Below are 23686 nucleotides of genomic sequence, written 5' to 3'. Positions count from 1 at the left end.
GGGCCGCCGGCGTGCTTCAGCCGAACGTCACCTCGTCCAGCTCGGGAACCTCCACCCCGGCCGCGATGAGGTCCAATGTGACGCGCTCCACGATGTCGGCCGCCGGCTCACCGTCGTCGTAGGTCCAGTGCGCTCCGGCCGGGACGATCACGTCGAACCCGCGCTCCAGCGCGCCGACCGCGGTCGCCTGCACGCAGTACTCGCTCTGCAGGCCGGCCACGACGAGGGTGTCCACGCCCATCGCCCGCAGCACGTCCGCCAGCGCCGGGTTGGACTCGAAGGTGTTCGCGGCGTCCTTGCGCACGACCGGCTCGCCGGGCAGCGGCGCGAAGACGAGCTCCCAGCCCGGCATGCCCGGCTCGTCGGGGTCGCCTCGGCGTCCGTCGTTCTTCACGTGCACGATCGCGGCGTCCGCGTCCCGTGCCGCGTCCAGCAGGTCGGCGAGCACGCCCCGGAAGTCCGCGGCGCCCTCGACGGCGCTCTCGCCCTCCAGCATGTTGCGCTGGACGTCGACGAGCATGAGGCCATATCCCATGCGTCCCATCATGCGCCGCGTTCGCTATGGTCGTAAACCGGGGGCCACGAGAGACGCGCGCCGCGAGGAGGACTGTGGCTGACGATCACGGCAAGGCGACGCAGTCCGCCGTGCGCGAGCGCAACCTGACCAGCGCGCTGCAGCTCGTGCTGTCCGGCGAAGGATCGGCCACCCGGGCGAGCATCGCGCGCCGCACCGGGCTGACCTCGGCGACCGTGTCGTCGCTGCTGGCCGGCCTCATCGCCGACGGCCTGGTCGTGGAGGGCAGCCTCGCCGAGAGCACCGGCGGCAAGCGCGCGACCACGCTGCGCGTCGAGGCCTCCCGAAACGTGCTGCTGTCGGTGATCGTCCAGCCCGGGCTCGTCCGCGGCGCCGTGGTCGACCTCCTCGGCGTCGTGGTGCAGTCCGTGGCTCACCGCACCACCGCGACCGCGACGGTGGAGGACGTGCGCGCGATCGTGCGCCGCCTCGCCGGAGCGACGACGGCCCGCGTGGTCGCCGTGGCGGTCCAGGTCCCCGGCATCGTGGACGCCGACCTGATCCGGGAGAGCGTGCAGCTCGGCTGGGTCGACGTCGACCTCGGCCGTGAGCTCGCCGGGGTCGTCTCCGCCCCCGTGCACCTGGTCAACGACGCGGACGCGGAGGCGATCGCCGACTATGCGATCTCCGAGGAGTTCGGCGCCAACCAGCTCTTCGTCTCACTCAGCACGGGCGTCGGCGCCGCCGTCATCGTCGACGGCGACGTGCTCGCGGGCGCGACGCACCGCGCGGGCGAGATCGGCCACGTGCCGGTGCTGTTCGGCGACGACGCGCCGCTGTGCGCCTGCGGCAACCGCGGATGCCTGGAGGAGGTGGTCTCGGTGACGAGCCTCCTCGGTCTCCCCCACGGCGCCGACCTGGAGGCCGTCGATGTGGCAACGCTCGCCGCGCTCCCCGCGTCCCGTGAGCGCATCGCCGCGGGCGCCCGCGTGCTGGCGCGGGCGCTCCTGATGGTCGGCGCGGCTCTCGACGTGCCGAACGTCGTCCTCGGCGGCGCCGCGCCGAAGCTCGGTCCGGACTTCATCGGGCATGTGCGCGCGGAGGCGGCCCGCCATCCGGTCCGCGCCGCGATGCCGCTCAGCTTCCGCTACGCGAAGACTGCGCAGGAACAGCCGTTCCGCGGAGCGGCGCAGTACGCGCTGCAGGCGACGCTCGGCGTGAGCTGGGCGCGGTGAGGCGCTGACCGCCCTCAGGCCTCGCGCACGCCGCACAGCAGAGAGAGCAGCCGCTCCCCGTGCGCCCGGCCGTACCCGCCCGTCGCGATGTCGGCGTAGCCGGGGACGACGATCGCCCCCATCTCGACGACCAGCACCCGCGCCCCCAGCGCCCGCACGGCGTCCACCACAGCGCGCTGCCACGGCATCGCCCCGAGCCCCGCTCCGAGGACGATCACCGGCGCCCCCGTCGCGAGCACGGGCTCCGGCGGGTCGTCCCTGTCCACGTCGATCACGGGGTTGCGCGACCAGAGCGCGCCCTCCGGGGAGCCGGGCTCGGTCCAGGCCTCGGCCAGCGTGTACCAGCGCGGGACACCGAGGCGCTCGTTGTCGAGGCTGGCCAGGCGCACCACCGTGCTGCGCGTGCGGAAGGCCGGGAGCTCCTCGCGCACGCCCGGCGCGAAGCGGAAGCCGGTCAGCGCCTGCGTCTCGGCGACCAGGGTCATCAGGAGACCCCGAGCCGGGCCGACAGCACCATGACCACGCAGCCGCGGAGGACGATGTCGCGGCCCTGGCTGGTCATCCCGATGGTGACGTCCGAGTGGAACCCGGCCATCGTGCGGTTCTGCAGCGTCTCGCGCACCGCGTCGAGGAGCGTGCCGGCGAGGAGCTCGTCGGGGCCGCTCAGGACCACCTCCGACAGGTTGAGCGCGCCGACGATCGGCGCGAGAGCGACGCCGAGGCGCTGCCCGGCCTGGCGAAGAACAGGCTCGACGGGGTCGCCCACGGTGGTGGCCGCGGCCACTTTCGCCTCCAGGCGCGGCACCGCCAGCCAGGCCTCCAGGCACTTCTCGCGGTCGTACGGGCCCTGGGCGCCGTCGTCGGTGCCGACCATCACCTGGCCGATCTCCCCCGCGGCGAAGCGGCTGCCGAAGACCAGGGCGCCCGCGACCAGGAGGCCGGAGCCGACGCCGTGGCCGATCTTGACCAGCATCATGTCGCCCTGCGCGTCCGCGAAGCCGTGCTCGGCGAGCACTGCCACGTTCGCGTCGTTCGCCACGAACACCGCCAGACCCGTCCGCTCGGCGAGACGTCGCTGCAGGGGCTCGTCGGTCCAGCCGAGGTTGGGGGCGGCGACGACCGTCCCCGTCGCGTCGACGATGCCGGGCGAGCCGACGCCGATGCCGAGGATGGGAGCGGTCGCGGCGGCCACCAGCTCGTCCACCAGCGCGAGCACCTTCGCCACGGCCTCCTCGCCGCGGCTGCCGGCCAGCCCGACCGACGCCGAGCGCAGCACCGCGCCGTCGATGTCGAGCACCGCGCCGCGGAACTCGGCGTGCTCGCTGAGGTCGACGCCGACGATCTGGGTTGCGGCGCGGTTCACGTCCAGCAGCACGGCCGGCTTGCCCGGGCGGGCGTCGTCGCGCTGGCCGAGCTCGACCACGAGGCCCTCGGCGATCAGCTCGCCGATCAGGTCGGAGATCGTGACGCGCGTGAGGCCGGTCTCCCTCGCCAGGTCGGCGCGGCTCGCGCGCCCGCTCCGGTAGAGCGACTGCAGCACCAGCGAGCGGTTGTGGTTGCGGGCGTGCTCGGGAAGCACCTTCGTACGCGGACGGAGCGCGCGGCCCGGGACCATCGCGCCGTCGACGCCGACCTGGCGCCGATCGGAGGGGCCTGAGCGCCGCGCTTCATCGATGAGCATGTTTGTTAGTAAAGTAGACAATCAAAGTCCGCGCAAGGGTTCCGCCCTGAAATACCGGCGATGTGCGACCTTTCGCAGGCCGTGCGGCCGCACTTCGTACAGTGCCTGAGCATACGGAAACGACCCGCACCCTTCACGGATGCGGGTCGTTCGCGCGCTGTGCCGGAGCCGCCCTACTTCGACGGCGTCGGGGACGGAGTCGACGACGCCTTCGGCGTCGAGGTCGGCGTCGGCGTCGTGACGGTGCCGGTGTTGCCCTCGGCCGCCAGCGCCTGCTGGAGAGCCTGCTGCAGTCGGGCGTCCGCGGCGCCGTAGGCGGCCCAGTCGCCGGCCTTGAGCGCGGCCGTGCGGTCGGCGAGCGCCTGCTTCGCTTGCTGCAGCGCCTGCTGGAGGGCGGTGTTGTTCACGCTGGTCGACCCTGAGCCCGTGCCGGAGCCTGTGCCGCTCGATCCGCCGCCGGTCGAGCCGCCTCCACCCGTCGTCGGGATGTTGTTGTCACCCGCGCTCGCTCCCGAGTCACCGCCGAACAGGGAGTCCAGGGCCTGGTCGAGCGTGTCCTCGAAGGCGATCTTGTCACCGAAGGCGACGAGCACCTTCTGGAGGATCGGGTAGCTCGTCTCCCCCGTCGACTTCACGTAGACCGGTTGGACGTAGAGCAGGCCGCCGCCGACCGGCAGCGTCAGCAGGTTGCCGTTGATGACGTCGGTCTTGCCCTGCCTGAGCAGGTTGAGCTCTTGCGAGACGGTCGGGTCGGAGTTGAACGTGTTCTGCACCTGACCCGGCCCGGGTATGGTGTCGCTCGATGGCAGCGACAGGAGTCTGAGCTTCCCGTAGCCGGGCGACACCTCGCCCTTCGTCGAGCCCGCGTCCGCATCGACCGCCAGATAGCCCTTCAGGATCGAGCGACTGGAGTCGCTGGCGGCCTGCGGGATGAAGGTCGTGTAGAGCGAGAACGACGGGGTCTCCTGCCCCGGCATCTGCAGCGTCAGGTAGTACGGCGGCTGCAGCGTCGGGTCGGACGGCGACGAGGTCGGATCGTTCGGCGTCGTCCAGGCGTCGTCGCGCGAGTAGAAGGAGCCCGCGTCGGTGACGTGGTACTGCCCGAGCACCGAGCGCTGCACCTTGAACAGGTCGGCCGGGTAGCGGACGTGGCTGAGGAGCAGGGCGCTCATGTCGCTGATGGGCTTCACCGTCGTCGGGAAGACCTTCTCCCAGGTCTGGAGCACCGGGTCCTTGGCGTCCCACGCGTAGAGCTGCACGGAGCCGTCGTAGGCGTCGACGGTGGCCTTGACCGAGTTGCGGATGTAGTTGATGTCGTCGAAGGCGTAGGCCGGCTTCGGCGTCTCGGTGTCCGCGATGGCGTCGCTCAGGCTGCCGACGTGCGAGTACGGGTACTGGTCGCTCGTCGTGTAGCCGTCGATGACCCACTTGATGCGGCCGTTGATCACGGCCGGGTAGGCCTGGGAGTCGAGCGTGAGGTACGGCGCGACCTTCTGGACGCGCTTGATCGGGTCGCGGTCGTAGAGGATCTGCGAGTCGCTGTTGACGGCGTCGGAGAGCACGATCTGCTCGTCCTGGAACTTGAGCGCGTAGACGAGCCGCTTGAACACGTTGTCGAGCTTCGGGCCGCCGTTGCCGCTGAACGTCGTGGAGGTCTGCTGCGCGTTGTCGGCGCCGCCCGGGTAGTCCAGCTCGACCGCCTTGGAGCCCTTCGGGGCGCCGACGATGGAGTACGTCGGCGACTGCTGGCCGAAGTAGATGCGCGGCTCGTACTGGCCGAGCGTTCCCGTGCTGGGGATGCCCGACTCCATGAACACCGGCTGGCCGTCGCTGGAGCGCTGGTTGCCGTAGGCGGCGACCATCCCGTAGCCGTGCGTGTAGACGACGGTGTCGTTGAACCAGCTCCGGCTGGTGAGGCCGTTCTGGTTGAGCTCGCGGACCGAGACGACCGCGTCCTGCTCGTTGCAGTTGATGTTGTACCGGTCGACGTTGAGGTTGCGCGGGAACGCGTAGTACTGCCGGAACTGCTGGAGCTGCTGGAACGACGGGCTGATGACCGCCGGGTCCATGATGCGGATCTGCGCGGTGGTCTGGGCGTCCTGGCGGAGTGCGCCCGGCTGCGCGTTGGTGGTCGCGTTGTACGGGATGACGTCGATGTTGCTGAGCCCGTACGCGTCGCGCGTGGCGTCGATCGAACGCTGGATGTAGGGCGTCTCCAGCGTCTTCTGGCTGGGGTCGACCTGGAAGCGCTGGACGACCCACGGGTAGATCGCGCCGACCACGAGGGCGGCGACGATGAGCAGCGCGGTGCCGACGAGCGGGAAACGCCAGCGCCCGATGAACGCGGTCGCGAAGAACATGATGGCGACCAGCACCGCGATCCCCGCGAGGACCGCACGGGCGGGGATGGTCGCGTTGACATCGGTGTACGCGGCGCCGTTGACCATGTCGTTGACGTTCGAGTCGGTCACGGCGGCATAGCGGTCGAGCCAGATGCTGACGCCCTGCAGCAGCAGGTAGAGCCCGGCGATGACCGAGATCTGGACGCGTGCTGCCTTCGAGATGCGGACCTCGCGGCCGCTGACCCGGATCGAGCCGTACAGGTAGCAGGTGGCGAGCGTGGCCAGCAACGCGATGAGGACGACGGCCGAGGCGAAGCCCACGACGCTGCGGTAGAAGGGCAGCGCGAAGAGGTAGAAGCCGATGTCGAGGTGGAACAGCGGGTCCGTCTTGCCGTACGACGTGCCGTTCAGCCACATCGCTGCGGCCTGCCAGCGGCTGGCCGCCGAGACGCCGGCGAAGATGCCGAAGACGATCGGGATGCCGTACATCGCCAGCCGGCGCAGCGGCTCGATGACCTGCTGGTAGCGGTCGAGCTGCGTGTTGAGCTTCGCGTAGACCGGGCGCAGCCGGTAGGCGAGCTGGATGGACAGCCAGAGCGGCACGGCCATCGCGAAGAACCCGATGAAGAACATCGCCGCGCCCGCGAACCACTGCGTGGTCAGCACGTTGAGGTACCCGAGCTGCTGGTACCAGAGGATGTCGGCGTACAACCCGGCGAAGACGAAGAACAGGATCACCAGCGCCACGACCACCCCGAGGGTGATCCAGATGGCGGCCCGGCGACGTCCAGGGGGTCGAACTGCGGCGGTTGAACTCACGTGTGGGCCCTCTTGCTCCTCGTGGGGTGACTCAGAGATCCATCCTAGGCGGGCGTCGCTTGGAGAATGCTGCGGCCCGGCGGTGAAGACCCGGGATGCGCGCCGAGCGCGCGATCGACGGTCAGGACGCCGGGCAGGTCGGCAGCTTCGCCGTGCTGGACCCGCTGCTGACCGCCTGGAGCACCGCGAGCGAGTCCTTCAGCGTCTTGACCGCGAAAACGTGCAGTCCGGCAGGGATGTGCCCGGTGACCTCGTCGCAGTTCGACGCGGGCGCGAGGAAGTAGCTCGCTCCCCCGGTGTCGCGGGCGGCGTACATCTTCTGCCGGATGCCGCCGATCGGCCCGATCGTGCCGACGTTGTCGATCGTGCCCGTGCCTGCGACCTTCTTGCCGCCGTTGAGCTTGTCCGGCGTCAGCTTGTCGATGATCCCGAGCGCGAACATCTGTCCTGCACTCGGGCCGCCCACGTTGTTGAGCTCGATGTTCACGTCGAACGGGAACGTGTAGTCCATCCCCGCCCCGATCCCGAGCACGACCTGGCCCTGCGTCTCGGTGGGCGTGATCGAGACCGTGGAGGCCGCGCCGTCGCGCACGATCCCGATCTCGGCCGCCTTGCCCGTGCCGTTGGCGTTGACCGCCTTGCGCAGCGCGGCGACGCTCTCGATGCTCTCCCCGTTGACGCTGGTGATCTCGTCGCCCGTCTTCAGCACTTTCGCCGCCGGGGTGCCCGGCAGGAGCTGCTTGACCGCCACCGCCTGCGGGAAGTGGTAGCCGAGCTGGTTGAGCGCCGCGGCGATCGCGTCCTGCTGGGAGTCGACCATCAGGGCCGCGTTCGCGGCATTGGACTGCTCCGTGGTCGTCCCCGGTGGGAACACTTCGTCGATCGGCGTCACGGCGCGGCTCGGGTCGAACCAGGCCTGGATGATGTTCCACCAGCTCGGGCTCTGGTCCGGATTGCCGACCACCGACACGGTGAGGAGGTCGAGGGAGCCACCGGTCGGGTAGGTGGTCTTGCTCGGGATGCTGATCAGCGGCTTGGCGTCGCCCGACGGCGGGCTCCCGACGGCCTGGTCGGTGCCGAGCGTGTTGAAGACCGGGCCGGGCTGCTCGATGACGAACGGCGCGGGTGCGAGCGCGAGGACAATGGCGAGCACCACGGCGACGGCGATGGCCACCCAGCCGACGATCGTCCTGCGCGACGGGGCGATCCGGCCACCGTCAGGCAGCGGCGCTGGTCGGTCGTCGTCGGTGAACAGGGTCACGCGCTGTCCCTTCGGTCGTGTTCGCCACGGGCGCACAGCCCACGGCATCGCCCAAGCCGATTCTCACCCGGCTCGCGGTGATCTCGGGCTAGCGTAGATGCCAAGCCTGGAAAGCCGTAATCGCACGGCCGACACCAATCGAGACGGGGGCGAGCCAGATGGCCGACGATCCGAACAAGGAACCGGACGACGAGTTCCGGGACATGTTGCGGGAGTTCCTGTCCGGCGACTCCTCCATCGATCCGAGTCAGCTCGCGGGCGCTGCCGGCCTTCCGAACGACCCCGCGGCCATCCAGCAGCTCCTCGGCCAGCTCCAGAACGCCCTGATGAACCCGGGTGGAGACATCAACTGGGATCTGGCCGACCAGCAGGCGCGCACCCTCGCCTCCGAGGGCGCCCACGCGGTGACCCCCGCCGAACGCGCCACGCTCGACCAGGCCTTCCACGTCGCCGCACTCTGGCTGGACGAGGCCACCACGGTGGCGGGGCTGTCGACGCCGCCCGAGCTCATCGGCCGCGCCGAGTGGGCACGGCAGACCATGCCGCTGTGGACCCAGCTCGCCGAGCCGGTCGCGCTGAGCATCTCCGACGCGCTCACCCGCGTTCTCACCGAGCAGGCGCCCGAGGAGATGCAGGGCATGATCCAGAACGCCGGCCAGGTCATGCGCTCGGTCGGCGGCGCCCTGTTCGCCATGCAGCTCGGCCAGGTGGTCGGGCAGCTCGCGAAGGAGGTCGTCTCCGGAGGCGACATCGGCATCCCGCTGCTGGCGGACGGCAGCGCGGCGCTCATCCCGCAGAACGTGGCCGAGTTCGGCGACGGGCTCGACATCCCCATCGACCAGGTGCAGCTCTACCTCGCGGTGCGCGAGCTCGCGCACGCGCGCCTGTTCCGGCACGCGAAGTGGCTGCGGCTGCAGCTCATCACCCAGATCACCGCGTTCGCGCGCGGCATCACGATCGACACCGACCGGCTGGAGTCGCTCGCCGAGAGCTTCGACCCGTCCAACCCCGAGGAGCTGCGCGAGGCGATGGTCTCCGGCGCGCTCATCCCGCCGAAGACCGAGGAGCAGCAGGAGGCCCTCGACCGCCTGGAGACGGTGCTCGCGCTGGTCGAAGGCTGGGTCGACGTGGTCACCGCCGGCGCCACCCGGCTGCTGCCGAAGGCGGACGCGATCGCCGAGACGGTGCGCCGCCGGCGCGCGGCGGGAGGTCCGGCCGAGTCGGCCTTCGCGACGCTGGTCGGGCTCGAGCTGCGCCCGCGCCGGCTCCGCGACGCCGCCGCCATGTGGCAGGCCGTGACCGACGCCGTGGGCCAGGAGGCCCGCGACCGGCTCTGGTCGCACCCCGACCTGGTCCCGCAGGCGGCGGACCTGGACGACCCGTCCCGCCTGGTCGCCCGGCTCACCGCCGCGGCCACCGGCCAGGAGCCGGAGCGCGACGAGCTGGACCAGGCCATCGAGGACCTGCTGCGCGGCGACGGCGACCGGCCCGCCGAGGACTGAACGCGCCCTCCCTTCCTGTGGAGAACCGGCCCGGGTGACTCCTGGCTGTGGATAACCCGTTTCCGGCGGTTCCGACCGGTCAGGATGGCGGGATGGTCCACCAGCTCGATCCCCGCATCCCCCGCGTGTGGCGCTCGCCGCACGCCCTCCAGTTCGGCGTCGAACGGCCGCGCCTGATCCTCGACCCGGTCGGCGTCGGGGAGGAACGGATGATCTCCGCCCTCTCGGCCGGGGCGACGCTCGGCGCGCTGCGGATGATCGCACGCGGCGCCGGGACAGGGCCGGCTGCGGTCGACGCGCTGCTCGCGCGGCTGAGACCGGTGCTGGAATCGCCACCGGAAGCGCGGCGCGGCGACGCACCGACCGTCGTGCTCGACGGCGCGGGCCCCACGGCGGCCCGCATCCTCGCCCTGCTGCGGGAGGCCGGGGTCGACGCACGCAGCGGCCTCGCCGCCGACGATCCGGCGGTCGACCTCGCGGCGGCGGCGGTCGTCATCGGCGCGTTCGCGATCGCGCCGCACCGTCACCAGCGCTGGCTGCGCAGGGACATCCCGCACCTGGCGGTGGTGTTCGGCGACGGCGGGGTGACCGTCGGACCCTTCGTGCGGCCGGGCGACGGCGCCTGCCTGCGCTGTGTCGACCTCCACCGCAGGGACGCCGACCCGGCCTGGCCGGCGCTCGCGGCGCAGCTCCACACCCAGTCGCAGCCCGGGGAGACGGAGCTGGTCTGCGCAGCGGCGGCGTCGGCCGCGGCCGGCGCGGTCCTCGCGATGCTGCGCGGCGCCCCAGGACGATCGGACGCCGCGGCGCGCTACGACCCGGTCGCCGCGCGCTGGTCGGAGCGGCGCTGGGAGCCGCATCCCGAGTGCGGCTGCCTCAGTCCGCTGGCTGCGCCGCCGCCCGCACCGGCGCCAGTTCGGCCAGGAACCGCGACGCCTGCCGCGACACCGGCCGCCCCGGCTGGCTCCCGCGCTGCGCCCAGCTCAGCCGCAGCCGGCGCCGCGCGCGCGTGACGCCGACGTAGAGCAGGCGGCGCTCCTCGTCGATCTGCTCGAAGCCGGTGGCGTAGCTGATCGGCACCAGCCCCTCCGAGAGGCCGACGATGTACACGGAGTCCCACTCCAGGCCCTTCGCCGCGTGCAGCGTCGCGAGCGTCACGGCGGACATCGTCGGTTCGTGCTGGCCGGCCTGGCGCGCCATCAGCTCGTCGGTGAAGCGCCGGAAGGTCGCGCCCTCCGGCATCTCGTCCACCAGCCCCATGATCGCGTTGAGGGACTCCCAGCGTGCGCGCACGGCGCCGCGGCCCTCCGGAGGCTGCACCGACCAGCCGAGCGTGCGCAGCACGTCGCTCACCGACTTGAACAGCGGCTCGTCGGTCGCCGCGACGCTCGCCGCACGGAGCGTCATGACCGCCTGACGCACCTCGGGGAGGTCGAAGAAGCGCTTGGACCCGCGGAGCTGGTAGCTGATCCCGAGGTCGCCGAGCGCCTGCTCCAGGGCGGCCGCCTGCACGTTCACGCGGTAGAGCACCGCGATGCTCTCGGGCTTGGCGCCGGCCTCCAGCTGCGCCGCGATGCTCTGGGCGACGGCGCGGGCCTCGGCCCGGTCGTCCTCGAACACCGCGGGCGACGGGACCTCGTCCCCCGCCTTCGCCTCGTGGACGGCGTGCAGCGTCAGCGCGCCGGAGCGGCCGCGCATCAGCCGGTTGGCGGTGTCGATGACCGACGGCGCCGACCGGTAGTTCTGCTCCAGCCGTACGACCGTGGCGCCCGGGTTCTCCCGCTCGAAGTCCAGCAGGTACTCGCTGCGCGCCCCCGCGAACGAGTAGATGGTCTGGCTCGCGTCGCCGACGACGCAGAGGTCCTTGCGGGTGCCGAGCCAGAGCCGCAGGAGCTGATGCTGCAGCGGGGAGACGTCCTGGTACTCGTCCACCACGAAGTAGCGGTACTGCTCGCGCACCTGCATGGCCACCGACGGCTCGGTCTCGATCATCCCGGCGCAGACCAGCAGGACATCCTCGAAATCGATCTGCTTGCGCTCGTCCTTGAGCTCCTCGTAGGCGCGGTGGAAGTCCACGAGCTCCTCGGCCTTCAGCGTGCCGGGCAGCGGCCGGGTGGCCAGCGCCGCCGCGTACTCCTCCAGACCCATGCTGGAGACCTTGCGCCACTCGATCTCGGCGGCGACGTCGCGGAGGGTCGCGGTGTCGACGCGCAGCCCGAGCTTCTCGGCGGCGTGCCCGAGCACGCGGCCCTTGCCGTCGAGGACGCTGGGGAGCTGACCGCCCACCACCTGCGGCCAGAAGTAGTTGAGCTGCGCGAGCGCGGCGGAATGGAACGTTCGGGCCGACACACCCCCGGCGCCGAGCTGCCGCAGCCGCCCGCGGAGCTCGGCGGCCGCGCGGCTGGTGAACGTCAGCGCCATCACCCGGTTCGGCGTGAACGCGCCGGAGGCGACGCCGTAGGCGATCCGGTGGGTGATCGCGCGGGTCTTGCCCGTGCCGGCGCCGGCCAGCACGCAGACCGGGCCGAAGAGGGCCTCGGCGGCCACGCGCTGCTGCGCGTCCAGGCCGCCCAGCAGGCCGTCCGGTCCCGACGCCGTCGCGATGCTCACGCCGCGCTCACGCGGGGGGCTCGTCGAGCGGGCCGCCGTACCAGTCCTCGATCAGCGCGCGGGCGATGGAGGACCGGCCGGGCAGGATGATCTGCTCGCGCGCCTCCCACAGCTCGTCGCGGCTGAACCAGCGCAGGTCGAGGATCTCCTCGCCGTCCGGCGCGAGCGCGGCAGGGTGCTGGCCGTCTGCGAGCCGCGCCGTCATCCCGACCATCACCGAGGCTGGGAACGGCCACGGCTGCGAGCCCTTGTACCTGGCATCGGTCACCCGCACGCCGGCCTCCTCGAATATCTCGCGCTCGACAGCGGACTCGAACGACTCCCCCGGCTCGACGAACCCGGCCAGCAGGGAGTAGCGGGAGTGCTCCCACATCGCGTTCGAGCCGAGCAGCAGCCGGTCGTCGGCGTCGAGCACCGTGACGATGACCGCGGGGTCGGTGCGCGGGAAGACTTCGGAGCCGTCCTCGAAGCAGCGCCGCACCCAGCCGGCCTGCTCGACCACGGTCGGCGTGCCGCAGCGCGGGCAGTGCGTGTGCGAGGCGTGCCAGTTCGCGATCGCCAGGGCCTCGGTGAAGAGCCCGGCGTCGCGGTCGCTCAGGGCGGTGGCGACGGTGCGGAGGTTGCCCCAGCGCGCCTCGTCCGGTTCCAGCTCGGTCGCGGCGGCGTCGGTGAGCACCTCCAGCACGACCGCAGTGCCGGCCGGCTGGCCGGGGACGTCCACGAGCGTGCGGCCGAGGTAGACGCGCAGGAGTGCGGACGTGACCCGCTCGACCGGCAGGAGGTCGAGCTCCGCGGGACCGGCGTCGGGCGCACTCCAGCCGTCGGAGGCGGGCGTCGCGGCGGCCACGCTCTCCGGAGTCAGCAGCGCCCTGCCCTTCCAGAGCGCGAGGACCCGGGTCGTCGGCTCCTCCCACAGCTCGTCGAACAGCGCCGGCCGGGAGCGGGCGGCGTGATCGCGGTCGATCGCGTGGCGCGAGAGCGGGAGCGCGGCGAGCGGCAGCGCGGACGTCGATGCGGACGACATCGGGATCCCTTCGAGGCGTGGAGAAAGATGCAAGGCGTGGCGGAACTGCCCACGCGCGGATGTCCATTTAGCCTAGGTGCATGGCCAGATCCCCACTCACTCTAGCCGCGCTGGCCAGCTCGGCCGTGCCCGACCTGACTGTCACCGGAACCCGCGCGCACACCGCAGACGGCGCCGGCGAGTTCGACGCCGCGCTGCTCACCGCGGCCGACGGGAGCGCCCGCATCGTGCGCCTCCCGCTCACCCAGGCGGCGGAGACCGAGCAGAGCTCCGACCTGGTCGCGCTGCGTGCGCTCACCACCGGCATCCGCAGCCGTCTCCCGTTCGACGTGCCGACCTACCTCGGCCAGGCGCCGGTCGGCGGCACGCGCGCCATCGTCTACGACTTCCTGCCGGGCGACCACGTCGCCGTGGAGGACGTGCCGCCGGGCGACGGCCTCGCCGGGTCGATCGGCCACGCCATCGCGGCCATCCACACCCTCCCGACCAGCTTCGTCGGGGAGGCCGGTCTCCCCGTCCTCTCCGCCGCCGAATGCCTGTCCTCGACTGCGGCGCTGATCGAGTCGGCTGCCGCCACGGGCAAGCTGCCCGCGGCGCTCCGCGACCGCTGGCGCGACGCCGTCGCCGACCACTCGGTGTGGCAGTTCCAGCCCACGGTCGTCAACGGGGCGCTGACCGCCGACTCGTTCCTGGTCGACGGCGAGTCCGTCACCGGTGTGCTCGGCTGGTCGGCGCTGCGCGTCGGCGACCCTGCCCGCGACCTGCACTGGCTGCTCGCCATGAACCCGGACGCCACCGACGGCGCGCTCCTCGCCTACGCCTCCACCCGCCAGGTCGCCACCGACCGGCAGTTCACCCAGCGCGCGATGCTGTACGCCGAGCTGGAGGTCGCCCGCTGGCTGCTGCACGGCCGCGAGTTGCGCGACCAGGGCATCGTCGACGACGCCGTGCAGATGCTCGACGGTCTGGTCGACCGCGTGCACAGCAACACGGTCACGCCGCTCTCGACGGCCACCGGGCCCATCATGGCGATCGACGACGTCGAGGCCCTCCTCGACCGCACCCCGGGCGACCGCGCGTCGGTCCGGCCGGGCGGCATGCGCCCGGTGGACGACCAGGCCGGCTGAGCGCAGCCGAGCGGGAGCGCTGCGGCTATGCGCCGCGCACTCCCGCCCACAGCTCGACCAGCTCGGGCTCGGAGTACAGCCGCTCCGGACGGACGACACGGTCGTCGGCCACGAAGTAGAAGACGGCGTCGATGCGGGCCGGGTCGATGCCCGCGTGCTTCGCGTAGGCGAGGCGGTAGAGGGCGAGCTGGAGCTGTTTGCGCTCCAGGTCGGCGGCGTCGCGGGGGGCCTTGCCGGTCTTCCAATCGACGATCTGGACGTCATGCCGACCGTCGTCCACCGCGTAGACGGCGTCCAGCTTGCAGACGACCACCTGGCCGGCGAGCGTGACGTGGATCTCCAGCTCCACCTCCGCGGGAGCCCGGTCGGCCCACTCGCTCGCGGCGAACGTCGCCTGCAGCTCGGCCAGCGCCTCCGCCCCGAGCAGCTCGCCCGCGGGATCGTCCAGCTCGGCGGCCGCGGCGTCGAGCGCGTCGGTCGCGCCGCCCTCGACTCCGTAGCGCTCCTCCACCCAGCGGTGGAAGAGCGTCCCCAGCCGGGTCTGCCGGTAGGGCCGCTCGGGCATCGGACGGCGGAGCTGGGCGGCGACACCGGCGGGGTCGCTCACGAAGTCTTTGAACCGGGAGGCCGGGATGCGCGCGGGCAGCTCCACCAGGCCGTCCTCCGCCTCGCGCCTGGCGCGCTCGGCGAGCAGCAGGTCGACGTCGAGCGCGTACACGCCGCCGTCGCCCGGGCCGCGCTCGCGGGCGGCCTGCACCGCCGCAGCCGCGGCCTCCACCCTGGTGCGGCGCACGCCGAGCGGATCGAGCGGCCAGAGCACGGTGCGCGACTCTGGCGAGAGCGGGTTCTCGTCGGGCTCGTCGCACGGCGGGAAGGCGTCCTCGGGCAGCAGCCCGGCCTGCTGGAGCTCCAGCAGGTACGCGCCGGGCGATCGCGGCCGGGACTGCGTCGACCAGTACGAGCCGGTCAGCAGCAGGCTGTGCCGCGCGCGTGTGACGGCGACGTAGATCAGCCGGCGCTGCTCCTCGAGGTGGCGCGCCACGTTGGCGGCCTCGAACGCGGAGATCCCCTCGTCCACCTGCTTCTGGTCCTCGGCGTTGCGCCACGGCAGCACGGGCAGCTCGGCAGAGTCACCGCGGAACTCGTTGGGGAGCTGGCCGAACGCCAGCCAGCCGCGCTTGCTCTGCGGCGGGCCGGGGAGCTCGCCCTCGACCAGGCGCGGCACCGCGACGACGTCCCACTCCAGGCCCTTCGCGCCGTGGATGGTCAGGATCTGCACCGTGCCGGGCTCGGCGTCCTCGCTGCGCGGCGCCAGATTGTCGCGCTGCTCGGCCTCCGCCAGCCAGGCCAGGAACGAGCCGAGCGTCGCCCGGTCGTCGCTGGCGAGATACGACGCCACCTGCTCGGCGAAGGCGTCGAGGGAGGCCTGACCGAGTTGCGCCGACTCGTTGGCGGCGACCTCGATGTCGAGTCGCAGCTCCTGCTGCACCAGGGTGACGAGGTCGAGGAGGTCGAGACCGGCACGCGAGCGCAGCCGGTCGAGCTGCCCGCCCGCCGCCCGCAGCCGCTCCAGGCCGGTCGCGCTGAAGTCGCCGAGCTGGCCGTGGCCCTGCGGCGCCTCGACGACGAAGTCGAGCGCGTCGACCAGGGAGGCCGACTCCTCCGCCACGACCGAGCCGCGCAGCCGGTCGCGCACGTCGGGGTCGAGGGTCTGGAAGCGGTGGTCGCGCCCGGCCAGCCAGCTCGCCACCCGGCGCAGCGCCGCGATATCCCGAGTGCCCACCCGCCAGCGCGCCCCGGTCAGCAGCCGGATCAGCTCCGAGCCCGCTGTCGGGTCGTGCATGACCCGCAGCGCGCTCACCAGATCGGCGATCACGGGCTGCTCCAGGAGCCCGCCGAGCCCGAGGACGTGGAAGGGCACTCCCCGCGCAGCGAGCGCGCCGGTGAACGCGTCGATCTTCTTGATCGAGCGGCAGAGTAGAGCGGCCGAAGGCGGCATGCCCTGCGCATCCCGCTGGGCCAGCCGGACGCGCAGCCACTCGGCGATCGCCGCCGCCTCGTCCTCGACGGTCTGCCCGAAGGCGTGGTCGAGCTCGCCGGCCATCACGCCCGGCCGCGGTTGGAGCTGCTCGACGTGCACAGGTGAGTCGGCCGAGAGCGGGGCGACGAGCGCGTTCGCGGCGTCCAGCACCGTCGTCGGGTTGCGCCAGCTCGTGCTGAGCGCGAAGGCGGCCGCTCCGTCCTTCCGCCCGGTGAAGTCGAGAGCGAACCGGCCCAGGTTGGCGGCGCTCGCGCCGCGCCAGCCGTAGATGGACTGGTGCGGGTCGCCCACCGCCATCACGGCTTGGCCGAAGAACAGCGCGGACAGCAGCCGGGTCTGCACGACCGAGGTGTCCTGGTACTCGTCCAGCAGCACGACGCGGTAGCGGCGGCGGTAGTCCGCGACGACCTCCGGCAACCGCTCGCACACTGCCAGGGCGAGCGCGACCTGGTCGGAGTACTCCACGAAGCCGCGTCGCCGCTTCTCGTCCGCGAACCGCTCGGCGAGGTCGAGCAGCGGAGGGAGCGAGCCGACCGACGCCACGGCGGTGCGGACCGACGCGTAGGCGTCCTTGACCCGACCGCTGCCGGTGGGCAGTTCGAGCAGCCGGCCGAAGCCCTCCACCATGCGGTGCACATCGCGGGCGTCCGCCACGTTCTCGCTGAGCGCGCGGCTGAGGTCGAGGACAGCGGTGGTGACTGCGTCCACGCTCTTGTCGAGCTCCACGAGCCGCTCGTCGTCGCAGCCCACGACGACGCGGCGGGCGAGCTGCCAGGCGGAGGCCTCGCTGAGGATGGCCGACTCGGGCTCCCGGCCGATCAGCAACGCATTCTCGCGGAAGATCGCGTTGGCGAACGCGTTGTAGGTCGCGACCTCCCGGCGCGTCGAACGGGTCGAAGACCACGTCGGTGAGCCCGGAGGCGGCGAGCTGCTCGATGCGGCGGCGGATGCGCTCGGCGAGCTCGCCTGCCGCCTTGCGGGTGAAGGTCAGGCCCAGGACCTCCGGCACCCGCACCAGCCCGTTGGCGAGCAGCCAGACCACCCGGTTCGCCATCGTCTCGGTCTTGCCGCTGCCCGCACCGGCGACCACGATCGCGGGGGCGAGCGGCGCCTCGATGACGGCCTGCTGCTGCGGCGTCGGCCGCGGGAGACCGAGCGCGTCGGCGATCTCGGCCGCGCTGACGCGCCGGGCAGGGCGTTGCGGCTCGGGAGCCGCGGCCTCGGCCGCGAAGGCCAGCTCGACCAGATCGAGGCCGGGCTGGTCCTCGGCGAGCTCCAGGAGTCCGTCGTCGTTCACTGTGCCCTCCGTTCCATCATGCCCGCTCCCCTGCTCATGCGCTGACCGCCGGGACGAGATGGATGCGGTACCCGTAGGCCGCGTGCGGGTCCCGGTCGCCCAGGTCCACCACTCCCGCGAACGTCGCCCCGGCCATGCCATCCGCTGCCTGCGCCACGCGCTCCTCCAGCCGGACGAGCGCCTCCGCGTCGACGCGCTCCTGCACCACCTCGCGGTAGGCCTTGCCACGGACGCCCTTGGCCACGAACAGCAGCTTCGCGCCGCCCGGCGGCAGCTCCGCCGCCTCCACGGCGCCGTGCTCCAGCGCGAGCTGGTACACGCCGAGCTGGGCGTGCGACGCCGTCTCCGCGGCCGTCGGCACGGTGCGCCCGGTCTTCAGGTCGACGATCACGACCGTGCCGTCCGGAGTCTCCTCGATCCGGTCGATCTTGCCGCTGATCCGCGCCCGGCCGAGCTCGAGCTGGAACTCGCCCTCCGAGCCGAGCAGGCGGCCTCCCGCACGCCCGAAGTCGCGCAGATACTCCGAGACGCCGCCGACGAGCCCGCGCGTCCGGCGGCGCTCGCGCTCCTCGATCCAGGGCGACTCGAACTGGAGCTGCGCCCAGCGCCGCTCGATGCCGGACCAGAGCACGTCGACGCTCGTCTCCTCGGTCGCGGCGGCCTCCTCCATGACCGCGTGCACCACGGTGCCGATGCCGGCGGCGAGCCCGCTCGGCGAGGCGGCCATCTCGTCCACGAACCAGGCCAGAGGCGACTTCTCGAACGTGCCCAGCCGCGACGGCGAGACCTTCACCCGCGCCTCCGGGTCGTCCAGGTCGATCAGCGGCTCGGTGGTCGACGGCTCGGCGAGGCCGTACCAGTCGGCGGGATCGGCGCCCTCCACCCCGGCTCCGGCGAGCCGGGCCAGCGCGTCGGCAGCGTCGGGCGAGCCGGTGGTCACCAGCCGGCGGCGCAGCCGGCCGACCATGCCGCGCAGCGACAGCGGGTGGATGCCGGGATCGTCGTCCTCGACCGCGAGCCCGGCGGCGAGCCGGAGGAACGGCGAGGGCTGCTCGTCGTCGTTGGCTGTCGCGGTGAGCAGCACCTGACGCCGGGCGCGGGAGACCGCGAGGGCGAACATCCGCAGCTCGTCGCTCAGGACCTCCGCCCGCTGGTCCGCGGTGTCCGCACCGTCGTCCGCAGGGCCGGCGCGGCGACCGGCGAGGGCGTCGTCCAGCTCCTGCGGGTGCAGCAGCGAACCGCGCAGCCGCAGGTTGGGCCAGACGCTCTCCTGGAGGCCGGCCACGGCGACCACGTCGAACTCCCGGCCGACCGTGGCGCTCGGCGTGCACACCAGCACCGCGTCACCGGTCGTGCGGGCCGCGAGGGTGTCCTCCGGCACCTCGGCGCCGAGCAGCTCGATCACGAAGTCGGAGGCCGGACGCTCGGGCGAGCGCTCCACGAAGCGCCGGGCTGCGGTGAACAGGGCCACGACGCCGTCGAGGTGCCGGTCGGCCTCGTCGGCGACGATCCCGGAGCGCTCGGACTGCTCCAGCCACCGTTTGGCCAGGCCGCTGCGCTCCCAGGCGTGCCAGAGCAGCTCCTCGATCGTGCTGCCGGCCGCCGCCTTCTCGCGGCTGCCGCGCAGGGTCTCGGCCAGGCGCGCGGCCCGGCGGGCGGGCGAGGAGTCGATCGTGGCGAGGTTCGCCGGCGTGGCGAGCGCTTCGACCAGGAGGTCGTCGCCCGCCCGATTGCCGTCGCCGGCCAGCTCCTCCTGGCGCAGCGCGAGCCGCAGCCGGCGCAGGCTGATCGCGTCCAGGCCGCCGAAGGGCCCGAGCAGCAGCTCGGTCGCAACGACCGGGGTCAGCTCGATCGCGCCGACGGCGACGCCCGCGATCGTGATGAGCTGCCGGGCCGCGTAGTCGTCGCGCAGCGGGCGCCCCGCGATGCTGGTGGTCGTCGGGATCTCCGCGACGGCGAGCGAACGGGCGAGGCCGGGGATGTGCGCACCCGACCGCACCACGACGGCCATGCGGTTCCACGGGACGCCGTCGATGAGCCGCCGCTCGCGCAGCAGCCGGGCGAGCCGCGCGGCCTCGGCCGGAGCGGACGACGCCTTCACGACCACGACGGCCGGCCCGGCGTCCTCGGGCTGCTCGCGCCCCGCGACGGCCACGCGGTGCACGCCGGCCGCCGCCGTGCCGATCCGCTCGGTGACCCGCGAGGTCAGCTCGCGGAGCGCGGGGGGCTGGCGGTGCGCTGTGGCGAGCACGACGCGCGTCACGGGCACGCCCAGCCGCGCGCCGAGCTGGCCGAGCGCCGCGACCTCCGCGCCGCGGAACGTGGTGGACGCGACGTCGGGGTCGCCGAACGCGATGACCGCGATGCCGCGCGCCGCCACCGCGCGCAGCAGCGCGATCGTGGCGACGGTGGCCTCCTGGAGGTCGTCGACGAACAACGCCTTGAGGCCGTCGAGCGTGCTGCCCTCCGCGACGACGGGGACGGCTGAGGCGATCAGCTCGGCGGCGTCGACGTAGCCGCCGCGGAAGCTGTCGAGGACGCTCTGGTACTCCGCGATGAACCGGCCGGCCGCGCGCCATTCGTCGCGAGCGGTGATCGCGCCGAGCTCGGCCAGCCGCGACGGCGACACGCCGCGCTCGGCGCAGCGGCCGATGAGCTCGCGCAGCTCGGTGCGGAAACCGCGCAGGATGCGCACCTCCGGCCCGAGCGAGGGGGGCCAGACCGGTCCGCCGCCGTCCTCCAGGTGGCCGGCCAGCAGCTCGGCGATGATCTGGTCCTGCTCGCCGCCGGTGAGCAGCCGCGGCGGCTCCCAGCCGTTGCGCCTGGCCTGCTCGCCGGAGAGCTGGAAGGCGAGGGAGGTCGCCGTGCGGGCCAGCGGGCCGGGCGTCGGAACGCCGAGCCGCAGCGAGATCCGGTCGCGCAGGGCGGTCGCGGCGGCGCGGGAGGCGCTGAGCGCGAGGACCTCCGACGCGGCGTAGCCGCGGTCGTGCACGCGCTCGGCGATGGCCTCCACCAGCGCGGTGGTCTTGCCGGTTCCCGGCGCGCCGAGAACCGCGGACGAGACGCCGTCCGGCAGCGCGAGCACCGCGCGCTGGGCGTCGTCGAGCGCGACGGCGGGGCCGCCGGCCGCGTCGTCGACGCGCGGACGGAAGCCTCGGGTGGACATGACTTCACGGTAACGGCGTCCGCCGACAGAGAACGCGACCGGAGCCCGCGAGCCGCGTGCCGTAGTCTGAACTCGCAACCGCCCGGTCTGATTCGAAAGGCACATCCCCGTGGAGATCCGCATCGGAATCGTCAACGCCCCCCGCGAGCTCAGCTTCGAGTCGTCCCAGTCGCCCGAGGAGCTCACCGAGCAGATCCAGGCCGGAATCAGCAGCGGCACGGGCATCCTCAAGCTCGCGGACGACAAGGGCCGCGTCTACATCATCCCGACCGCGGGCATCGCCTACGTCGAGCTCGGCACCGAGGAGTCGCGCCGCATCGGCTTCGTCGGCTAGATTCCGAGCGTGGAACTGCTCTTCGTCGCGCTCGCCGGCGCCATCCTCGGCCTCGGCGCGCGGTACCTCCTGCCCAACCGTCACACGCACGGCTCCGTGCTCATGCCCGCGCTGGGCGTGAGCGTCGCGTGCATCCTCTGGGTCGCCCTCACCTGGACCGGCCTGAAGTGGAACGGCGGCTGGATCTGGTGGATCACGCTCGTGGGCACCGGCGTCGTCGTGGTCGTCGCCGACCTCGTCATCGGCCGCCTCCGCACAGCCCACGACGACAAACTGCTGCACACCCTCACCCGCGGGGCTGTCGCGCGCTGAGCCGATAGCTCAGGCGGTCAGCCTCAGGCGGTCAGGCCCAGTGCGTCCATCCGGCGCGTGTGCGCGGCGATCAGCTCGGTGAAGATCGGCTCGATGCGCTCCTCGTCGGCCGCGCGGTTCCCCGACAGGTGCAGGGCGGAGCGCGCCACCAACAGCGTGTCGCCGACCAGTCTGCGACCCCACATCGCCAGCCGCGAGCCGAGCTGCTGGTCGGCGGCGATCTCGCCGCGCAGGACCTCCAGCAGGCCCTCCTGACCGGAGTCGGCGCCCAGGAGCTGCGCGATCCGCGGGCCGACGTCGCCCGGCAGGCCGCCGGCGAGCCGGATGAAGAAGTCGTCGAGCAGGCCGCCCGTCATCAGCGCGGCCAGCAGCGTCTCGCGCCAGTCGGAGCCCACCAGCAGGGCGCGGAAGCCCTCGATCTCCTCGGCGAACGGCCGCATGACGTCCGCAGGCTCGTCGCCGCGCCGGCGGATCTCCGCGACGATGCCCTGGTGCTTGGAGAGCGCCAGTCCAGCGGCGACGGAGACGACCTCCTTGGCCGCGAGACCCTCGGTGTCGGCGGCCACCCGCGACAGCGTCTGGAACTGCTCGAGCTGCAGGTACGCCGCCTGGCCCAGATACGGCAGCAGGTCGGGCATCACCTCGTGCAGGTCGACCCGCACGGTCGCCGGAGGAGTCCGCGGGCTGAGGCGGGGCAGCTCGACCACGGGCCGGCGTCTGGTGAACCACGTTGACACGTACAGCAGTGTAACGGGGAGGTCCAGTAGGCTTGTGGTGCCGTCGGCGCAGGATCGACGGCCCTACGCCTGCGACGAGAACAGGGCGTGGAACTCACTATTCGAACCGACAGGCACCCTTACGTGACTTTCTCAGAACTCAACATCGACCAGGACATGGTGGACGCGCTCGCCTCCAAGGGCATCATCGAGCCGTTCCCGATCCAGACCCAGACCATCCCGCTCGCCCTCGCCGGCCAGGACATCATCGGCCAGGCCAAGACGGGCACCGGCAAGACCTTCGGCTTCGGCCTCCCGATCATCCAGCGCCTCGGGCTCGACCCGGCGCCCGGCGTGCAGGCGCTCGTCGTCGTCCCGACCCGCGAGCTCGCGGTCCAGGTCTTCGAAGACCTGGAGCAGGCCGCAAGCAACCGCCCGACCGCCGTCACCGCGATCTACGGCGGCAAGGCCTACGAGGGCCAGATCGCCCAGCTCAAGGCCGGCGCGCAGATCGTCGTCGGCACGCCGGGCCGCCTGCTCGATCTCGCCGGCCAGCGCCTCCTGAACCTCTCCAATGTCCGGGAGATGGTGCTGGACGAGGCCGACAAGATGCTCGACCTCGGCTTCCTCTCCGACATCGAGAAGCTCTTCGCCCAGACCCCGGCGACGCGTCACACCATGCTGTTCTCGGCGACCATGCCCGGCCCGATCGTCGCGCTGGCCCGCCGCTTCATGACCCGCCCGATCCACATCCGCGCCAGCGACCCCGACGAGGGCCAGATCCAGGCGAACATCAAGCACCTCATCTACCGGGCGCACTCGCTCGACAAGGACGAGGTCGTCGCCCGTATCCTCCAGGCCGAGGGCCGCGGCAAGACCGTGATCTTCACGCGCACCAAGCGCGCTGCGGCCAAGCTGGTCGAGGAGCTCGGCGACCGCGGCTTCAACACCGCGGCCGTCCACGGCGACCTCAACCAGGAGCAGCGCGAGCGTGCGATGGCGGCCTTCAAGGCCGGCAAGAAGGACGTGCTGATCGCCACCGACGTCGCAGCGCGCGGCATCGACGTGGACGACGTCACGCACGTCATCAACCACACGATCCCCGACGACGAGAAGACCTACCTGCACCGCGCCGGCCGCACCGGCCGCGCCGGCAAGACCGGTATCGCCGTGACCTTCGTGGACTGGGAGGACCTGCACAAGTGGGCCCTCATCAACCGCGCGCTGGAGTTCGGCCAGCCGGATCCGACCGAGACCTACTCGTCGTCGCCGCACCTCTACAGCGACCTCGACATCCCGGAGGGCGCCAAGGGCCGGCTGAAGTCGACCCCGGCCGTCAAGGCCCCGGAGACGCAGGACGGCGCGCGCCACGACTCCACCGGCCCCGGCGCGCAGGGCGAAGGCCGCTCCGGCAACCGTCGTCGTCGCACCCGCTCGGGCGGCTCCGGCCAGGGCTCGGCGGCCCAGGGCTCTGCTGGTCAGGCTTCGGCGGACGCCGCACCCGCCGCCGCCGGCGACGAGAAGGCTCCCGCAGCCGGCACGCACGACGGCGGCGGCTCGCAGCACCGCGACGGCAACAGCGCCCCGCGCCGCCGCCGTCGCCGCTCCCGCGGCGGCTCGGCCCCGACGCCCGCGAGCTGACGCGCATCCAGCTGACAGAACACGCCGCCTGCCGATCACGGCAGGCGGCGTGTTCTGTCAGTTA

General features: G+C 72.6%; 16 protein-coding genes and 2 pseudogenes. 8 read left to right on the top strand and 10 right to left on the bottom strand.

The window, feature by feature from the left end:
• Positions 1–16: 16 nt before the first annotated feature.
• Positions 17–535: an isochorismatase family protein gene (locus ABH923_RS19330; RefSeq protein ID WP_370057018.1), complete on the bottom strand. Its 519-nt coding sequence runs from the start codon at positions 533–535 to the stop codon at positions 17–19.
• Between the two features lie 74 nt (positions 536–609).
• Here ABH923_RS19330 and ABH923_RS19325 point away from each other — a divergent pair, with 74 nt between their 5' ends.
• Positions 610–1749 (top strand): ROK family protein, encoded by a 1140-nt coding sequence (locus tag ABH923_RS19325; RefSeq protein WP_370057017.1) that lies wholly within the window; start codon positions 610–612, stop codon positions 1747–1749.
• A gap of 14 nt (positions 1750–1763) precedes the next feature.
• Here the strand turns inward: ABH923_RS19325 and ABH923_RS19320 are convergent, their stop codons facing one another.
• The 4 genes from ABH923_RS19320 to ABH923_RS19305 form a co-directional block, all read right to left on the bottom strand.
• Positions 1764–2234 (bottom strand): hypothetical protein, encoded by a 471-nt coding sequence (locus ABH923_RS19320; protein WP_370057016.1) that lies wholly within the window; start codon positions 2232–2234, stop codon positions 1764–1766.
• Positions 2234–3430, bottom strand: a complete 1197-nt coding sequence (locus ABH923_RS19315; RefSeq protein WP_370057015.1) for an ROK family protein — start codon at positions 3428–3430, stop codon at positions 2234–2236. Before ABH923_RS19315 ends, ABH923_RS19320 begins: the two co-directional genes overlap by 1 nt.
• 173 nt (positions 3431–3603) lie before the next feature.
• A complete protein-coding gene (locus ABH923_RS19310) occupies positions 3604–6591 on the bottom strand; it encodes a UPF0182 family protein (protein ID WP_370057014.1) in 2988 nt (995 codons plus the stop codon).
• Between the two features lie 121 nt (positions 6592–6712).
• A complete protein-coding gene (locus ABH923_RS19305; RefSeq protein ID WP_370057013.1) occupies positions 6713–7852 on the bottom strand; it encodes a PDZ domain-containing protein in 1140 nt (379 codons plus the stop codon).
• 158 nt (positions 7853–8010) lie between these two features.
• Here ABH923_RS19305 and ABH923_RS19300 point away from each other — a divergent pair, with 158 nt between their 5' ends.
• Both ABH923_RS19300 and ABH923_RS19295 read left to right on the top strand, forming a co-directional pair.
• Positions 8011–9354, top strand: coding sequence for a zinc-dependent metalloprotease (locus tag ABH923_RS19300; RefSeq protein ID WP_370057012.1), 1344 nt, complete (start codon positions 8011–8013; stop codon positions 9352–9354).
• 92 nt (positions 9355–9446) lie between these two features.
• Positions 9447–10220: pseudogene (locus tag ABH923_RS19295) on the top strand (TOMM precursor leader peptide-binding protein); the annotation flags it as partial.
• A gap of 10 nt (positions 10221–10230) precedes the next feature.
• Here the strand turns inward: ABH923_RS19295 and ABH923_RS19290 are convergent.
• Positions 10231–11964, bottom strand: a complete 1734-nt coding sequence (locus tag ABH923_RS19290) for an ATP-dependent helicase (RefSeq protein WP_370057011.1) — start codon at positions 11962–11964, stop codon at positions 10231–10233.
• A 7-nt stretch (positions 11965–11971) separates the two neighbouring features.
• Positions 11972–12988, bottom strand: a complete 1017-nt coding sequence (nudC, locus tag ABH923_RS19285) for an NAD(+) diphosphatase (protein ID WP_370057010.1) — start codon at positions 12986–12988, stop codon at positions 11972–11974.
• Between the two features lie 80 nt (positions 12989–13068).
• On the opposite strand from nudC, the gene ABH923_RS19280 reads away from it, so the two are divergent.
• Positions 13069–14115: a phosphotransferase gene (locus ABH923_RS19280; protein ID WP_370057009.1), complete on the top strand. Its 1047-nt coding sequence runs from the start codon at positions 13069–13071 to the stop codon at positions 14113–14115.
• Positions 14116–14140: 25 nt separating this feature from the next.
• On the opposite strand, the pseudogene ABH923_RS19275 reads toward ABH923_RS19280, so the two are convergent.
• Positions 14141–17393: pseudogene (locus ABH923_RS19275) on the bottom strand (ATP-dependent DNA helicase).
• On the opposite strand from ABH923_RS19275, the gene ABH923_RS19270 reads away from it, so the two are divergent.
• Entirely contained in the window at positions 17355–17498 is a 144-nt protein-coding gene (locus ABH923_RS19270) for a hypothetical protein (protein ID WP_370057415.1), read from the top strand. The pseudogene ABH923_RS19275 and the gene ABH923_RS19270 sit on opposite strands and share 39 nt — an antisense overlap.
• On the opposite strand, the gene ABH923_RS19265 is transcribed toward ABH923_RS19270, so the two are convergent.
• Complete coding sequence (locus ABH923_RS19265) at positions 17488–20619, bottom strand: PD-(D/E)XK nuclease family protein (protein ID WP_370057007.1); 3132 nt, start codon at positions 20617–20619, stop codon at positions 17488–17490. The genes ABH923_RS19270 and ABH923_RS19265 overlap by 11 nt on opposite strands.
• 109 nt (positions 20620–20728) lie before the next feature.
• Here ABH923_RS19265 and ABH923_RS19260 point away from each other — a divergent pair, with 109 nt between their 5' ends.
• Both ABH923_RS19260 and ABH923_RS19255 read left to right on the top strand, forming a co-directional pair.
• Complete coding sequence (locus tag ABH923_RS19260; RefSeq protein WP_370057006.1) at positions 20729–20953, top strand: DUF3107 domain-containing protein; 225 nt, start codon at positions 20729–20731, stop codon at positions 20951–20953.
• A 9-nt stretch (positions 20954–20962) separates the two neighbouring features.
• Positions 20963–21265 carry a hypothetical protein gene (locus ABH923_RS19255; protein ID WP_370057005.1) on the top strand — a complete coding sequence of 101 codons (303 nt, stop codon included), beginning with the start codon at positions 20963–20965 and terminating at the stop codon, positions 21263–21265.
• 23 nt (positions 21266–21288) lie between these two features.
• Here the strand turns inward: ABH923_RS19255 and ABH923_RS19250 are convergent, their stop codons facing one another.
• Entirely contained in the window at positions 21289–22002 is a 714-nt protein-coding gene (locus ABH923_RS19250; protein ID WP_370057004.1) for a ferritin-like fold-containing protein, read from the bottom strand.
• A gap of 123 nt (positions 22003–22125) precedes the next feature.
• Here ABH923_RS19250 and ABH923_RS19245 point away from each other — a divergent pair, with 123 nt between their 5' ends.
• On the top strand, positions 22126–23622 hold the full coding sequence (locus tag ABH923_RS19245) for a DEAD/DEAH box helicase (protein WP_370057003.1): 1497 nt from the start codon (positions 22126–22128) through the stop codon (positions 23620–23622).
• Positions 23623–23686: the final 64 nt, after the last annotated feature.

Origin of the sequence: Leifsonia sp. EB41 (assembly GCF_041262565.1) — a bacterium.
In the GTDB taxonomy this organism is placed as follows: Bacteria; Actinomycetota; Actinomycetes; order Actinomycetales; family Microbacteriaceae; genus Leifsonia.
Note: the sequence above shows the minus strand (reverse complement) of the source record. Positions and strands in the feature narration are given on the sequence as shown.

Bases quoted from the DNA above. Each gene is read 5' to 3' on its own strand.
- ABH923_RS19320 (WP_370057016.1), bottom strand. From the start codon at position 2,234: ATGACCCTGGTCGCCGAGACGCAGGCGCTGACCGGCTTCCGCTTCGCG.
- ABH923_RS19330 (WP_370057018.1), bottom strand. From the start codon at position 535: ATGGGATATGGCCTCATGCTCGTCGACGTCCAGCGCAACATGCTGGAG.
- ABH923_RS19315 (WP_370057015.1), bottom strand. From the start codon at position 3,430: ATGCTCATCGATGAAGCGCGGCGCTCAGGCCCCTCCGATCGGCGCCAG.
- ABH923_RS19280 (WP_370057009.1), top strand. From the start codon at position 13,069: ATGGCCAGATCCCCACTCACTCTAGCCGCGCTGGCCAGCTCGGCCGTG.
- ABH923_RS19265 (WP_370057007.1), bottom strand. From the start codon at position 20,619: ATGTCCACCCGAGGCTTCCGTCCGCGCGTCGACGACGCGGCCGGCGGC.
- ABH923_RS19300 (WP_370057012.1), top strand. From the start codon at position 8,011: ATGGCCGACGATCCGAACAAGGAACCGGACGACGAGTTCCGGGACATG.
- nudC (WP_370057010.1), bottom strand. From the start codon at position 12,988: ATGTCGTCCGCATCGACGTCCGCGCTGCCGCTCGCCGCGCTCCCGCTC.